Here is a 13,764-nt window from a genome sequence, read left to right on the forward strand (position 1 = left end):
GATCAGCTCAGGCCGAGCTTGGACGAGCAGGACGGCCAGGCGCTGTACCCGCCCCGGTCGTCCTTGACCTTCTCGGCGACCGCGATCTGCTCCTCGCGGGAGGCCTGGTCCGCGGTCGGGGCGTACTGCCCGCCGCCGTAGGCCTGCCAGGTCTGCTTGTTGAACTGCAGGCCGCCCTGGTAGCCGTTGCCGGTGTTGATGCTCCAGTCACCACCGGACTCGCACTTGGCCAGCTTGTCCCAGGTCGCCCCGCCGGAGACCGCGGGCGCCGAGGACCCCGCCTTCGCGGCGGCCTTCCCGGCGACCTCCTCGACCTTCTTCTTGGTGCCGACCTTGACCACCCGCGGCATGGCCGGGGTGTTCTGACCGGCGCCGATGCGCTCGCGGGCGACCTCGCGGCCCTGGTCGTAGGTGACCCGCCAGATGACGCTGCGTGCGCCCTCGCGGCCCGGGTCGACGACGGTGCGGGTGCCCTCGCCGAGCGAGGCGTCCTGCACCTCCCGCTCCGGCACCGGGAGCTTCTGCGACTCGACGACCTGGGCGTTCACGATGTCCGAGCCGGTGGTCGGGGCGGCGACCGGGGCGAACGACGCGGCCGAGGAGGACCGGTCGAGGTTCATCGACGCCGCGCCCAGGTCGGCGGCGTTCGCGGCGAGGCCTGCCCGGAGCTCCTGGGTGGGCTGCTCGGCCGGGGCGGTGAGCACCGCGGCGGCGAGGCCACCGGTCGGGACGGAGAACAGCGCGGCCGCGGCGGCGGTGCGGACGCCGGCCCGGGAGCGCGCCGCCGGGCGGTGCCGGCCCTCGTAGCTGACGTACCCGGCCTCGTCGCCGGCGAGGCCGGCGGGCACCACAGCGGGCAGCGGACGCGTGAGCTCGTCGTCGGAGAGCGGAGCAGCGTGACGCGCAGACATGACTTCCCGGGGGCTCGGCTGTCCGGGATGAGGCGCATGACCTGCGGGAACGACGACCGGCGCGGTGCCGGGGAGCGGAACCGTCGCGGGGAGCGGACCGGTCGTCGTCCCGCGGGTCGGGGGAGCGACCCCGTCCCGGCGGGTACGGCGAGCGACGTTAGCGGACCGTGACCCGGCGGAGGGGGTCCGACGCGCCCCTGGCGACGAGCGGGCGACGGTCGACGGTGAGTGACGACGACCCCGCCGCCCGGCACGGCGGGCGGCGTCAATCAGTTGTGCGCAGCCGGAAGATCCGTTCGGCGTTGCGGCGGGCCGTCTCGGCGACCCGGCCCTCGGTCTCCCCGCGGGTCGCGGCGATCCCGCGCACGGTCCACGGCAGGACGTAGGGCTCGTTGGCGCGGCCGCGGTGCGGGTGCGGGGTGAGGAACGGGGCGTCGGTCTCCACGAGGTACTGCTCGGCGGGCACCAGCGCGGCGGCGGCGCGCAGCTCGTCGTTGTTCTTGAAGGTGACCGGACCGGCGAAGGACAGCACGTAGCCGGCGTCGGCGCACTCCCGGGCCATCGCGGCGTCACCGGAGAAGCAGTGGAAGACCACCGTGTCCGGGGCACCCTCCTCGCGGAGGATGCGCAGGACGTCGTCGTGGGCGTCCCGGTCGTGGATCATCAACGGCTTGCCGGTGCGCTTGGCCAGTCCGATGTGCCAGCGGAACGCGTCCTGCTGGGCGGCGGGCGGGCTGTGGTCCCAGTAGTAGTCCAGGCCGGTCTCGCCGATCGACACCACCCGGTCGTCCGCGGCCAGCCGCTCGATCTCGGCGAGGTCGGCGGCGGGCACCCGGGCCGTCCGGGTGGGGTGCAGCGCGACCGCCGCCCACACCCGCTCGTCGGCGTGCGCGGCGCGGACGGCGAACCGGGCCCCGTCGAGGTCGTCGGCGATCGTGACGGCGCCGACCACACCGACCGCCGCCGCCCGGTCCATCGCGGCGACGACGTCGGCGTCGGTCTCGCAGCCGCACGCGTCGAGATGGGTGTGGCTGTCGATCGTGGGCGCGGCGAGGGGCTCGGGCGGCTCCGGCCGGGGACGCCGGCCGGCCGGGGGACGGTCGGCGGCCGAGCCGGCGGGCGCCGCGCCGTCCCCGCCCGTCGCGGAGCTCACTTCTGGACCGGGGCCCACTCCGGCCCGGTCTCCCCCAGCTCGGGCGCGAGCTTGGCGATGATCGGCGACGGCTTGGCCAGCGGACGCCCCACCTCGATCGGCGAGGAGCCCCAGTGGGCCTGCTCGGCCGCGTAGTCACCGGTGAGGACCGGGTAGGCGGGGCCGTCGCCGAGGTCGTCGACGGTCGTCTTCTCCGGCTGCGCGGCCCACACCCCGGTGCCGCCGAGCGACTCGTGCACCTTCTGCGCGGCGTGCGGCAGGAACGGGGTGAGCAGCGTGTTGGCGTCCTGCACGACCTGCAGCGCGGTGTGCAGGATCGTGTCCCGGCGCTCCGGGTCGTCCTTGCGCTTCCACGGCTCCTGGTCGGACAGGTACCGGTTCGCCGCGGTGACCACACGCATCGCCTCGCCCGCGGCCTGCTTGAACCGGTTCCGGGCGAGCAGCCCGCCGACGGTGTCGAACCCGGCCCGGGAGTACGCGAGCAACTCGGCGTCGGCCTGCCGGGGCGCCGTCGGGGTCGGGATCGCACCCACGTTCTTGTGCGCCATCGAGATGGAGCGGTTGACCAGGTTGCCCCACTCGTTGGCCAGTTCGAAGTTGACCCGGCGGACGAACTCGTCCCAGGTGAAGTCGACGTCCTGGCTCTCCGGCCCGGCGACGGCGATGTGGTAGCGCAAGGCGTCCGGACCGAACTCGCGCAGGAAGTCCCCGACGTAGATCACGGTCCCGCGGCTGGTCGAGAACTTCGACCCGCTCATCGTCAGGTACTCCGAGGACACGACCTCGCTGGGCAGGTCCAGCGTCCCGTAGGGGCCGGGCTCGCCGCCGCGGTCGCCCGCGCCGTTCTGCCCGAGCAGGATCGCCGGCCACATCACCGAGTGGAAGGTGATGTTGTCCTTGCCCATGAAGTAGAAGGCCTTGGCGGCCGGGTCGGTCCACCACTGCTTCCACGCGTCCGGGTCCGGGCCGCGGCGGGCCCACTCCACCGAGGCGGACAGGTAGCCGATGACGGCGTCGAACCAGACGTAGATCTTCTTGAGCGGGTTGTCCGACCAGACGTCGAGCGGGACGGGCACGCCCCACTCCAGATCCCGCGTGATGGCGCGCGGCTTGAGGTTCTCCACCAGGTTCGCGGAGAACCTGAGCACGTTGGGCCGCCAGTCGGTGCGGGTCGACAGCCAGCTGCCGAGCGCCTCGGAGAAGGCGGGCAGGTCGAGGAAGAAGTGCTCGGTCTCGACGAACTTCGGGGTCTCCCCGTTGATCCGCGAGCGCGGGTTCTTCAGGTCGGCCGGGTCGAGCTGGTTGCCGCAGTTGTCGCACTGGTCGCCGCGGGCGCCGTCGTAGCCGCAGATCGGGCAGGTGCCCTCGATGTAGCGGTCGGGCAGCGTGCGGCCGGTGGACGGGCTGATCGCGCCCAGCTGGGTCTTCGGGACGACGTAGCCGTTCTTGTACAGCGCGGTGAACATGTCCTGCACCACGCGGTAGTGGTTCGACGTCGTGGTGCGGGTGAACAGGTCGTAGCTCAGCCCGAGACCCTGCAGGTCGTCGGTGATCACGTCGTTGTACTTGTCGGCGAGCTGGCGCGGGGTCAGCCCCTCGGCGTCGGCCTGGACCTGGATCGGGGTGCCGTGCTCGTCGGTGCCGGACACCATCAGCACCCGGTCCCCCGCCATCCGCCGGTACCGGGCGAACACGTCGGAGGGCACACCGAAGCCGGACACGTGGCCGATGTGCCGGGGGCCGTTGGCGTAGGGCCACGCCACGGCGGTCAGCACGGCTTTGCTCATGCCCTCCAGCGTATTCATCGCCGCCAACGCCTTCTGCGGCGGCACATCACCAAAGATGGTGATAGGGCCGGGAAACCGGGGCCACCCGCCCGGCCGGTGCCATAGTGACGCCCATGGAGCGGGGTGAACGGGACCGCGAGGCCCTCCTCGACGCGGCCCTGCAGCAGTGGGTGGACGGCGGCTGGTCCGCCGTCGACCCCGGAGCCGCCGCGGAGCGGGCCGGGCTGCCCGCCTCGGCCGCGGCGGAGTTCGCCTCGGGCGTCGAGCTCGGGTGCGCGGTGTTCGACCACGTCGTCGACGAGCGCGCCGCCGCCACGATGGCCGCGGTGCAGTCGGCGGCCCCGAACCCGGCCGCCCAGATCCGGGCCGCCCTCACCGCGTGGTTCGACGACGTCGACCGCGACCCGCGACGGGTGGTCGCGCTGATCGACGCGGTCGGCTGCCCGGAGCTGGTGGCGCGCCGGCGCAGCGCCAACCGCGGCTTCGCCGAACTCATGGTCGCCGGCGCCGCCGACAGCCGGATCGAGCCCGACGACCTGCGCGTCGCCGGGCACTTCTGCCTCGGTGGGATGGGCGAGACCGTGCTCGCCTGGCTGGACCCGGAGAGCCCGGTCACCCGGGAGCAGGCCCTGGAGCACGGGGCCCGGCTCTACGAGGCGTGCCTGTTCACCCGCTGAGCCTTACCCCAGCGCCCGGTCGAGGTTGATCGCCGAGCTGATCAGCGACAGGTGCGTGAACGCCTGCGGGAAGTTGCCCAGCTGCTCCCCGGTCAGGCCGATCTCCTCGGCGTAGAGCCCCAGGTGGTTGCCGTAGGAGAACATCTTCTCCAGCGCGATCCGGGCCTGCTCCAGCCGCCCGGCCCTGGTCATCGCCTCGACGTTCCAGAACGAGCACATCGAGAACGTCCCCTCCTCGCCGTCGAGGCCGTCGGGCGAGTCCTCGACGTCGTAGCGGAACACCAGGGTGTCGACCACGAGGTCGTCGTTGATCGCGTCCAGGGTGGCGAGGAACCGCGGTTCGGTGGGTGCGCAGAACTTCACCATCGGCATGAGCAGGACCGACGCGTCCAGCGTGCGGGCGCCGTAGCGCTGCACGAACGACCCGCGCGGTCCCACGTCCGGGTCCCAGCCGCGGTCCATGATCTGGTGGTAGATCTCGTCGCGGGTGGTGGTCCAGGCCCCCACGTCGCCGGGCAGTCCCCGCCGGCGCGCCATCCGGATCATCCGCTCGACCGCGACCCAGCACATGAGCCGGGAGAACACGTGGTCCTGGCGTCCCGCCCGGGTCTCCCAGATCCCCTCGTCGGGTGAGTCCCAGTGCTCGCGCAGCCAGTCCAGGATCGTGCACAGGTGGGACCAGTCCGCGTGACCGACGCCGTCGCCGTACTTGTCGTAGAGGTAGACCGAGTCGATGATCTCGCCGTAGATGTCGAGCTGCAGCTGCGCGGACGCGCCGTTGCCTGCCAGCACCGGGCGCGAGCCGCGGTAGCCCTCGAGGTGGTCGAGCTCCACCTCGTCGGGGGTCTCGTCGCCGTCGATCGTGTACATCACGCGCAGCGGGCCCTGCTCACCGTCGCGGGTGGAGCCGAAGCGCCCCGACAGCCACCCGATGAACGCCCCGGCCTCCTCGGTGAACCCGAGCCGCAGCAGGGCGTAGAGGGTGAACGCGGCGTCGCGCATCCACACGTAGCGGTAGTCCCAGTTGCGCTCGCCGCCGAGCTGCTCGGGCAGCCCCATCGTCGGCGACGCGATCACCGCCCCGGTCGGCTCGTGGGTGAGCAGCTTCAGGGTGAGCGCCGAGCGGTGCACCCGTTCGCGCCACCGCCCCGTGTACGACGAGTGCGCCAGCCAGTCCTTCCAGAACGCGACCGTCCCGGTGAACAACTCCTCCGCGGCGTCGTCGCAGGCCGTGGGCTCGTCGGTCGCGTCGACCTCCAGCACGAACACCTCGGTGCGGCCCTCGGCGGTGCGGAACTCCGCGCCCGCCGCGTGGTCGGTGACCTCCAGCTCCACCGACGACGTCAGGTCCAGCGTCACGCCGCTGCCGGTGAACCGGATGCCCGCCCCGGCGGTCTCCACCTTCGGTGTCTCCCGGGCGTAGTCGGGCCGGGGCACGACCTCGACCGTCATCGGCACCGAGCCGCGGACGCCGGTGACCCGGCGGACCAGGCGCTGGCGGTGGTCCGGGTCGTGCGGGCCCAGCAACGACATGAAGTCCTGCACCTCGACGATGCCGTCGGAGGTGAGGAAGCGGGTGATGAGGATGTTGGAGTCGGGGTAGTAGAACTGCTGCTGGCTGGCGAGCTCGGTCCCGTCGACGCACGGCGCGAGCCGCCAGTACCCACCGCGGCCGGCGTCGAGCAGCGAGGCGAACACGCTGGGTGCGTCGAACCGGCCCGGGCAGAACCAGTCGACCGTGCCGTCGGTGCCGACCAGCGCCGCCGAACGCAGGTCCCCGACGATGCCGTGCTCGGCGATCGGCAGGTAATCGTCGGAACGGGTGGGGCTCACTCCGGCACCCGCCAGCCGCGCGGGCCGGGCAGGTCGAGCGCGTCCTGCGGGCCCCAGGACCCGTCGGAGTAGGTCTGCGTCCGCGGCGGGTCGGCGAGCACCGGGTCGCACAGCTCCCAGAGCCGCTCGACCTCCTCGGTCGAGGTGAACAGCGTGCGGTCGCCCTTCATGACGTCCAGGAGCAGCCGCTCGTAGGCCTCCAGCGCGTCGTCGGGGTCGCCGATGCCGTCGAGGTCGAGCCGCATCCGCCCACGCCCGACCTTCAGCTCCGGGCCGGGGACCTTCGCCCGCACGTCGAGCTCGGCGGTGACCTGGTCGGCCAGCTCGACGACCAGCTCGGTCGGCGCGCTGCCGGTGGCGGCGCCGGTGAACGAGCCGCCCGGGAACATCGTCAGCGCCGGCTCGTCGAAACCGATGGTGACGGTGCGCCGGGTCGCCCCCATCCGCTTCCCGGTGCGCAGGAAGAACGGGACCCCGAACCAGCGCCAGTTGTCCACGTAGGTCTCCAGCGCGACGAAGGTCTCGGCGGTCGAGTCGTCGGCGACGCCCTCCTCGTCGCGGTAGGAGGCGTACTGGCCGAACACCACCCGCGACGGGTCGAGCGGGCGGATCGAGTGGAAGACCTTCGCCTTCTCCGCGTGCAGCGCGTCCGGCGCGATCTCGTACGGCGGCTCCAGCGCCACGAAGCCCAGGATCTGGAACAGGTGGGTGGAGATCATGTCCCGGAACGTGCCGGTGGACTCCATGAACGACGCCCGGCCCTCGATCCCGATCTCCTCGGGCACGTCGATCTGCACGTAGCGGATGTTCTGCCGGTTCCACACCGGCTCGAACAGGCCGTTGGCGAAGCGCAGGGCGAGCACGTTCTGCAGCGACTCCTTGCCCAGGAAGTGGTCGATGCGGAAGATGTCCTGCTCGTCGTAGACCTCCTTGAGGCCCGCGTTGAGCTCCCGGGCCGACTCCAGGTCGGTGCCGAACGGCTTCTCCAGCACCAGCCGGGAGCGCTCGGCGATCCCGGTCTCCCCGAGCATCGCGACCATCGGGGTCATCGCGGCCGGCGGGACGGAGAGGTAGACGAGCCGGCGCACGTCGGCGTCGCCGCCGCCGAGCTCCTTCTCCGCGGCGCGCACGGCGTCGGCCAGGTCGGCACCGTCCTCGGCGTCGGAGACGACGAAGCTCAGCCGCGGGGCGAACGCGTCCCAGCCGGTGTCGTCGGGCAGGGCGTCGCGGATGCGGTCGCGGAACTCGTCGTCGGAACCGGGCGAGTGCCGCCCGGACCCGATCACCCGGAAGTCCTCGGGCAGCAGTCCCTCGTTGCGCAGGTGGAGCAGACCCGGGAAGAGCTTGCGCTTCGCCAGGTCGCCGGTGGCGCCGAACAGCACGATCACGTGCGGGGGCAGGTCCGAAGGCATGGTCTCCGGCTACCCCCGGCCGGACCCGCTCATTCGGCGGTACCGGTCACGAGCGTGTTTCCACCGGCAGGCGTGCGCGGCGTACCGTTGCGGGGGTGAACGTCGACGTGACGCCGCTGCCCGGGATCGGGGTGCGGAAGGAGATCGAGCTGCGCAGCGGCCGCCGGGTCGGGGTCATCGCGCACCGCGACGGGAAGATCGACCTGATCCTCTCCCGTGCCGACGACCCGGACGCCTGCGTCGCGGAGCTGCCGCTGACCACCGAGGAGGCGGGCGCACTGGCGAACCTGCTCGGCGCCCCGCAGCTGGTCAACCAGCTCAAGGACGAGCACGCGGACCTGCCGGGCATCACCACCCGCAAGATGCCGATCAAGCTCAACAGCCCGTTCGACGGCCGTCCGCTCGGCGACACCGCGCTGCGCACCCGCACCCAGGTCTCGGTCGTCGCGATCATGCGCGCGGGCCAGGTGATCCCGTCGCCGACGCCGGCCCACGTGCTGGCGGCCGGGGACATCGTGATCGCCGTCGGGACGGCCGAGAAGCTGGAGCAGGCCGCCGACATCCTCGCGCGCGGCTGAGGCCGCCCCGGTAGCCGTGGACCACACCGCACTCGAACTGCTCGAACTCGGCGCCGTCTTCTTCGGGCTCGGCCTGCTCGGCAGGCTCGCCCAGCGGATCGGCCTGTCCCCCATCCCGCTCTACCTGCTCGGCGGGCTCGCGTTCGGGGCGGGCGGGGTCGTCCCGCTGGGCGACATCGGCGACTTCACCTCGCTGGCAGGCGAGGTCGGCGTCGTGCTGTTGCTCCTACTGCTCGGGCTGGAGTACTCCGCGGTCGAGCTCGTCACCGGGCTGCGCCGGTCCTGGACCGCGGGGATCGTCGACATCGTGCTCAACGCGGCACCCGGCGTCGCGGTCGCGCTGGTCCTGGGGTGGGGCGCGGTCGGGGCGATGGTGCTGGGCGGGGTCACCTACATCTCCTCCTCCGGGATCGTCGCGAAGGTCCTGTCCGACCTGGGCCGGCTCGGCAACCGGGAGACGCCGGTGGTGCTGTCGGTGCTCGTGTTCGAGGACCTCGTCATGGCGCTGTACCTGCCGATCCTCACCGCGCTGCTCCTCGGCGTGACGCTGTGGGGCGGGGTCGGTGCGGTCGCGGTGTCGCTCGCGGTGATCTCGGTGGTGCTCGTCGTCGCGCTGCGCTACGGCCGCTACGTCTCGGCGGTCGTCGACTCCGACGACCGCGAGGTCTTCCTGCTCAAGGTGCTCGGTGCCGCGCTGCTCGTCGCCGGGTTCGCCCAGGCCATGCAGGTCTCCGCCGCGGTCGGGGCGTTCCTGCTGGGCATCGCGATCTCCGGGTCCACCGCGGAGAACGCCACCAAGCTGCTGGAGCCGCTGCGGGACCTGTTCGCCGCGGTGTTCTTCGTGGTGTTCGGGCTCTCGACCGACCCGCGGGCGATCCCGCCGGTGCTCGGCTGGGCGCTGGTGCTCGTCGTCTCGACCACCGCGACCAAGTACGCCACGGGCTGGTGGGCGGCGAAGCGGGCGCGGATCGGCCGGATGGGGCGGGCGCGCGCCGGGGCGGCACTGATCGCGCGCGGGGAGTTCTCCATCGTCATCGCCGGGCTCGCCGTCGGCTACGCCGCCGTGCCCGCCGAGCTGTCCGCGCTCGCCACGGCGTACGTGCTGATCATGGCGGTGCTGGGCCCGATCGCCGCGCGCTGCGTCGAGCCCGTCATGCGGGCGCTCCCGACGCGCACGCCCGCGACCGCCTGACGGCGCGCCCGTCCCGGCCCGCCGGCGCACCCCGGACGGGGGTCCTCGCACCGGCCGCGACGGGTGCGACGGCCGCCCGCGGGGTGCGGCGTCAGTCCCGTGCGGCGAGGGTGGCGTTGTAGAGGTCGCGCTTGGGCACCCCCGCGGCCTCCGCCACGGCGGCCACGGCGTCCTTGAGGCGCTCGCCGTCGTCGGTGCGCTCGCGCACGGCGTCGACCAGGGACTCCACCGGCGGGGCCTCGCGGGCCTCGGCACCGGCCAGCACCACGGTCACCTCACCGAGCACGTCCCCGGAGACCGCCCACTCGTGCAGCTCGCCCAGCGTGCCGCGGACGACCTGCTCGTGGGTCTTGGTCAGCTCCCGGCAGACCGCGGCGCGGCGGTCGGCGCCCAGCACCGCGACGGCGTCGGCGAGGGTGTCCGCGGTGCGCCGCGGCGACTCGAAGAACACCACCGCACGGCGCTCGTCGCGCAGGGTCTCCAGCCAGCGCCGGCGCTCACCGGAGCGCCGCGGGGGGAAGCCGTCGAAGCAGAACCGCTCGCACGGCAGCCCGGACAGCACCAGCGCCGTCGTCACCGCGGACGGTCCGGGCGCGCAGGTGACCGGCAGGTCCTCGGCGGCGGCCGCGGCGACCAGCCGGTATCCGGGATCGGAGACCGCGGGCATCCCGGCGTCGGAGACGACGAGCACGGTGGCGCCGTCGCGGACCGCGGACAGCAGGCCGGGCAGCCGCTCGGCCTCGACGGCGTCGTAGTGGCTCACGATCCGGCCCGTGTAGGTGACCGGCAGCGCCGCGGCGAGGTGCCGGAACCGGCGGGTGTCCTCGGCGGCGATCACGTCCGCGGTGGCGATGAGCTCCCGCAGCCGCGGCGACGCGTCCCGCGGATCGCCCAGCGGAGTCGCGGCCAGGACCAGACGACCGGTCGTCGGGGCCGTGTCGGGCGTGGAGTCGGGGGCGGGAGTCACGCGGGCCAGCCTACGATCGGACGCGATGGCCACCACGAGCGCCGATCCCGGGAGCCGGGTCGCCGGAGCGGCACCCGAGCCCGGCCTGATCCCGCGGGGCGCCCCGCCCACGCTGCGCCGCGCCGATCCCGGTCCGGCCGCGCGGCTCGGTGCGCCGCCGCCGTCGGACCGGCTGCGCGGATGGCTGGTCACCGCGGGGGTCGTGCTGGTCGCGGCGCTGCTGCGCTTCTACGACCTCGGCGAGCCCACCGACCGCGGGACACCCGTCTTCGACGAGAAGCACTACGTCCCGCAGGCGTGGGACATGGTCCGCAACGGCGGGGTGGAGAGCAACCCCGGCTACGAGAAGATCGTCCACCCACCGCTGGCGAAACAGCTGATCGCGCTGGGCCAGATGGTGTTCGGCTACGACGGCGTCGGCTGGCGGGTCTCGGCCGCGCTGGCCGGGGTGCTCACGGTCCTGCTGGTCGTCCGCGCAGGCCGTCGACTGACCCGCTCGACCGCGCTCGGTGGGCTGGCAGGGCTGCTGCTGTGCGCGGACGGGCTGTCGCACGTGCAGTCGCGGATGGGGATGCTCGACGTCTTCTCGGCGCTGTTCGTGGTGGCCGCGTTCGCCGCGCTGCTCGCCGACCGCGACGACGTCCGCTCCCGGATGGCGCGGGTCGTCGCCGAGGGGCGGGTCGCCGAGACCGTCTGGGGCCCGCGGTGGGGGGTGCGCTGGTGGCGGCTCGCCGCGGGCGTCTCGCTCGGCCTGGCGTCGGCGGTGAAGTGGAACGGCGCCTACTACGTCGCCGCGTTCGGGCTGCTCTGTGTGCTGTGGGACGTGTCGGTTCGCCGCCGTGCGGGGGTCGCCCGTCCGTGGGTGGGCACGATGGTCCGCGACGTCGCCCCTGCGCTGTGGGCGCTCGTGCTGATCCCGGTGCTGACCTACGTCGGGTCCTGGTGGGCGTGGTTCGGCAGCGAGACCGGGATCGACCGGCACCAGGTCGGCCGGGAGATCGGGACCGGCGGCGCGTTCGCCTGGGTGCCCGACGCGCTCCGCTCGCTCTGGTACTACCACGGCCAGGCCCTGGCCTTCCACGAGAACCTGACGACCCGGTCCGCGGGGGCACACCCCTGGGAGTCGAAGCCCTGGACGTGGCCGATGGGCCTGCGCCCGATGCTCTACCGCTACGCCGACGACGCCACCGGCTGCGGGGAGACCGAGTGCGTCTCGGCGGTCATGCTGATCGGCACCCCGGCGCTGTGGTGGCCGGCGATCCCGGTGCTGCTGTGGGGGCTGTGGCGGGCGGTGACCCGGGTCGACTGGCGCTGGACGGCGGTGCTCGTCGGCTACGGCGCCGGGTTCCTCCCGTGGTTCCTCAACCTCGACCGGCAGATGTACTTCTTCTACATGATGCCGGTGGTGCCGTTCCTGGTCCTGGGCGTCGTGCTGGCGATGGGGCAGATGCTGGGCCACTCCCGGATGAGCGCACGCCGGCGACGGAACGGGTTGCTCGTCGTCGCGACGTGGGTGGCGCTGATCGGGGTCAACTTCGTGTGGCTGTGGCCGATCCTGGTCGGTGACCCGATCACCGCGGAGCACTGGCAGGCCGAGCTGTGGCTCCCGTCCTGGCGCTGACGGCTGCTCCGTGCGGGTGACCTCCGGAACCAGCGCCGACCGCGCGACGACCAACCCGGCGTGAGCCCCGTACTCCGCCGCCTCGCGGTCGCCCTCCCCGCCGTGCTGCTCGTCCTCGTCGCCGGGGCCGCGCCCGCCTGGGCGCACACCGAGCTCGAGTCCAGCAACCCCGCCGCGGACGCACAGGTCGCCACCGCGCCGACGTCGGTGTCGCTCACCTTCTCCGAACAGGTCCCGGCCGCGGACGCCACGGTCACGGTGACCGGCCCGGACGGCACCGACTACGCGGCGGGCCCGGCCTCCGGCGACGACGGTACCCTCGCCGTGCCGCTACGGCCCCTCGGTGCGGCCGGCGGGTACACGGTCACCTACCGGGTGGTCTCCGACGACGGCCATCCCGTCTCGGGCACGGTGCCGTTCACCCTCACCTCCCCCGGCCCGGGCGCGGCCGCCGCGACCCCGGCACCCGCCGCCCCGGAGCCGACGGCCGCGGCGCCGCAGACCGCGCCGCCGACCACCGCCGCCGCACAGGACGACGGCGCCCCGGTCTGGCCGTGGGTGCTGCTCGCCGTCGTCGTGGTCGGGGCCGGAGCCGTGTTCGCGCTGCGCCGGTCGCGGGCCTGACCATCGACGGCTCCGCCCCCGGCGGCACCCCGACCGGCGCCGCTCCCGATCCCCCGCCCCGCGCCGCGGCCGGGTCCGCCGTCGAACCGGCCCCCGCGGTCGCCGGGTGGGCCGCGGTGCTGGTGGGGGTCGCGGTCGTCGTCGCCGGGGCCACCGGTGGTCTCGGCCCGGACGGCGTCGCGCTCGACCTGGCGCAGGCCCTCGTGCGCGCCGCGGCGGACCTGGCCGCGGTCGTCGCGGCGGGGGCGGCGCTGATCGCGCTGCTCGCCACGGACCGGGTGCCCGCGGCCGACCGGGTGCTGGCCACGGTCGCGCCGCTGTGGCTCGGCGTACTGCTGGTCGAGACCTTCGTCCGGGGCGCGGTCGTGTCCGGCCGCGGTCTCGCCGACGTACGCGGGCCGGACCTCCTGGAGTTCCTGCCCGGTCCGCGTGCCGGGACCGGGCAGCTCGTGGCGCTGGCCGCGGTGCTCGCACTGATCGGCGTCGCGGGGTCGCGGCCGGCCCGGCCGGGTGCCGGCCCGGGCCCTGCCGTACTGGCCCTGGTGGTGGTCGTCGCCGCCGCGGCGGCACCCGCGGCGACGGGGCACGCCGGCGCGTCGACGGTCGCCGCGTACGCCGTGCCCGCGGTCGTCGCGCACGTCGCGGCGGCGCTGCTGTGGGTGGGCGGGCTCGGTGCGGTGCTGGTGACCGCCCGCGACGCGGAACTGCTCGCGCTCGCGCTGCCGCGGTTCTCCCGGCTCGCGCTCGGTGCCGTCGTGGTGCTCGGCGTGTCCGGGGCACTCGCCGCGACCGCACGGCTCTCCTCCCCCACCGAGCTGGTCACGACGGGTTACGGCGCGGTGGTCGCCGCCAAGGTCGCGCTGTTCGCCGTCGCCGCGGCGCTCGGCGGGGCGACCCGGGCCCGGCTGCGGGCCGGGAGGCTCCCGGTGCTGGTGTGGGCCCCGGTGGAGGTGCTGGTGCTGGCCGCGGCCACCGGGGTGGCCGCGACGCTGACCCAGACCGCCTGAGG

At 73.9% G+C, this 13,764-nt stretch carries 12 protein-coding genes; 6 read left to right on the plus strand and 6 right to left on the minus strand.

Annotation, left to right across the window (positions count from 1 at the left end; translation table 11 throughout):
* Positions 1 to 2: 2 nt before the first annotated feature.
* From KPF47_RS39780 to metG, 3 genes are all read right to left on the minus strand, one after another.
* Positions 3 to 911: a resuscitation-promoting factor gene (locus KPF47_RS39780; protein WP_305080487.1), complete on the minus strand. Its 909-nt coding sequence runs from the start codon at positions 909 to 911 to the stop codon at positions 3 to 5.
* Positions 912 to 1,176: 265 nt separating this feature from the next.
* Positions 1,177 to 1,950: a TatD family hydrolase gene (locus KPF47_RS31165; RefSeq protein ID WP_224392612.1), complete on the minus strand. Its 774-nt coding sequence runs from the start codon at positions 1,948 to 1,950 to the stop codon at positions 1,177 to 1,179.
* A gap of 110 nt (positions 1,951 to 2,060) precedes the next feature.
* Positions 2,061 to 3,851 (minus strand): methionine--tRNA ligase, encoded by a 1,791-nt coding sequence (metG, locus tag KPF47_RS31170; protein ID WP_224392352.1) that lies wholly within the window; start codon positions 3,849 to 3,851, stop codon positions 2,061 to 2,063.
* Positions 3,852 to 3,964: 113 nt separating this feature from the next.
* Here metG and KPF47_RS31175 point away from each other — a divergent pair, with 113 nt between their 5' ends.
* Entirely contained in the window at positions 3,965 to 4,528 is a 564-nt protein-coding gene (locus tag KPF47_RS31175) for a TetR/AcrR family transcriptional regulator (RefSeq protein ID WP_075332965.1), read from the plus strand.
* Between the two features lie 3 nt (positions 4,529 to 4,531).
* Here the strand turns inward: KPF47_RS31175 and KPF47_RS31180 are convergent, their stop codons facing one another.
* Both KPF47_RS31180 and zwf read right to left on the minus strand, forming a co-directional pair.
* Positions 4,532 to 6,361, minus strand: coding sequence for a glycoside hydrolase family 15 protein (locus tag KPF47_RS31180; protein WP_224392353.1), 1,830 nt, complete (start codon positions 6,359 to 6,361; stop codon positions 4,532 to 4,534).
* Positions 6,358 to 7,773 (minus strand): glucose-6-phosphate dehydrogenase, encoded by a 1,416-nt coding sequence (zwf, locus tag KPF47_RS31185; protein WP_224392354.1) that lies wholly within the window; start codon positions 7,771 to 7,773, stop codon positions 6,358 to 6,360. The genes KPF47_RS31180 and zwf overlap by 4 nt, the downstream gene beginning before the upstream one ends.
* A 95-nt stretch (positions 7,774 to 7,868) precedes the next feature.
* Between zwf and KPF47_RS31190 the strand changes: the two genes are divergently transcribed.
* Positions 7,869 to 8,351, plus strand: a complete 483-nt coding sequence (locus KPF47_RS31190; RefSeq protein WP_075308392.1) for a cation:proton antiporter regulatory subunit — start codon at positions 7,869 to 7,871, stop codon at positions 8,349 to 8,351.
* A gap of 16 nt (positions 8,352 to 8,367) precedes the next feature.
* Positions 8,368 to 9,543, plus strand: coding sequence for a cation:proton antiporter (locus KPF47_RS31195; protein ID WP_075308394.1), 1,176 nt, complete (start codon positions 8,368 to 8,370; stop codon positions 9,541 to 9,543).
* 91 nt (positions 9,544 to 9,634) lie between these two features.
* On the opposite strand, the gene rsmI is transcribed toward KPF47_RS31195, so the two are convergent.
* Positions 9,635 to 10,510, minus strand: a complete 876-nt coding sequence (rsmI, locus tag KPF47_RS31200; RefSeq protein ID WP_075308396.1) for a 16S rRNA (cytidine(1402)-2'-O)-methyltransferase — start codon at positions 10,508 to 10,510, stop codon at positions 9,635 to 9,637.
* A gap of 25 nt (positions 10,511 to 10,535) precedes the next feature.
* On the opposite strand from rsmI, the gene KPF47_RS31205 reads away from it, so the two are divergent.
* Genes KPF47_RS31205 through KPF47_RS40520 form a run of 3 tightly spaced genes read left to right on the plus strand, consistent with a single transcriptional unit; the run spans position 10,536 to position 13,762 of the window.
* Positions 10,536 to 12,131, plus strand: coding sequence for a dolichyl-phosphate-mannose--protein mannosyltransferase (locus KPF47_RS31205; protein ID WP_224392355.1), 1,596 nt, complete (start codon positions 10,536 to 10,538; stop codon positions 12,129 to 12,131).
* Between the two features lie 60 nt (positions 12,132 to 12,191).
* On the plus strand, positions 12,192 to 12,755 hold the full coding sequence (locus KPF47_RS31210; protein ID WP_224392356.1) for a copper resistance CopC family protein: 564 nt from the start codon (positions 12,192 to 12,194) through the stop codon (positions 12,753 to 12,755).
* Positions 12,686 to 13,762 (plus strand): CopD family protein, encoded by a 1,077-nt coding sequence (locus KPF47_RS40520; RefSeq protein ID WP_224392357.1) that lies wholly within the window; start codon positions 12,686 to 12,688, stop codon positions 13,760 to 13,762. The genes KPF47_RS31210 and KPF47_RS40520 overlap by 70 nt, the downstream gene beginning before the upstream one ends.
* Positions 13,763 to 13,764 lie beyond the last annotated feature (2 nt).

It is taken from the genome of Pseudonocardia sp. ICBG1293 (assembly GCF_020131355.1).
Taxonomy (GTDB): domain Bacteria; phylum Actinomycetota; class Actinomycetes; order Mycobacteriales; family Pseudonocardiaceae; genus Pseudonocardia.

Coding starts and splice junctions, on each gene's coding strand:
- KPF47_RS39780 (WP_305080487.1), bottom strand. CDS start 911: ATGTCTGCGCGTCACGCTGCTCCGCTCTCCGACGACGAGCTCACGCGT.
- metG (WP_224392352.1), bottom strand. CDS start 3,851: ATGAGCAAAGCCGTGCTGACCGCCGTGGCGTGGCCCTACGCCAACGGC.
- KPF47_RS31205 (WP_224392355.1), top strand. CDS start 10,536: ATGGCCACCACGAGCGCCGATCCCGGGAGCCGGGTCGCCGGAGCGGCA.
- zwf (WP_224392354.1), bottom strand. CDS start 7,773: ATGCCTTCGGACCTGCCCCCGCACGTGATCGTGCTGTTCGGCGCCACC.
- KPF47_RS31175 (WP_075332965.1), top strand. CDS start 3,965: ATGGAGCGGGGTGAACGGGACCGCGAGGCCCTCCTCGACGCGGCCCTG.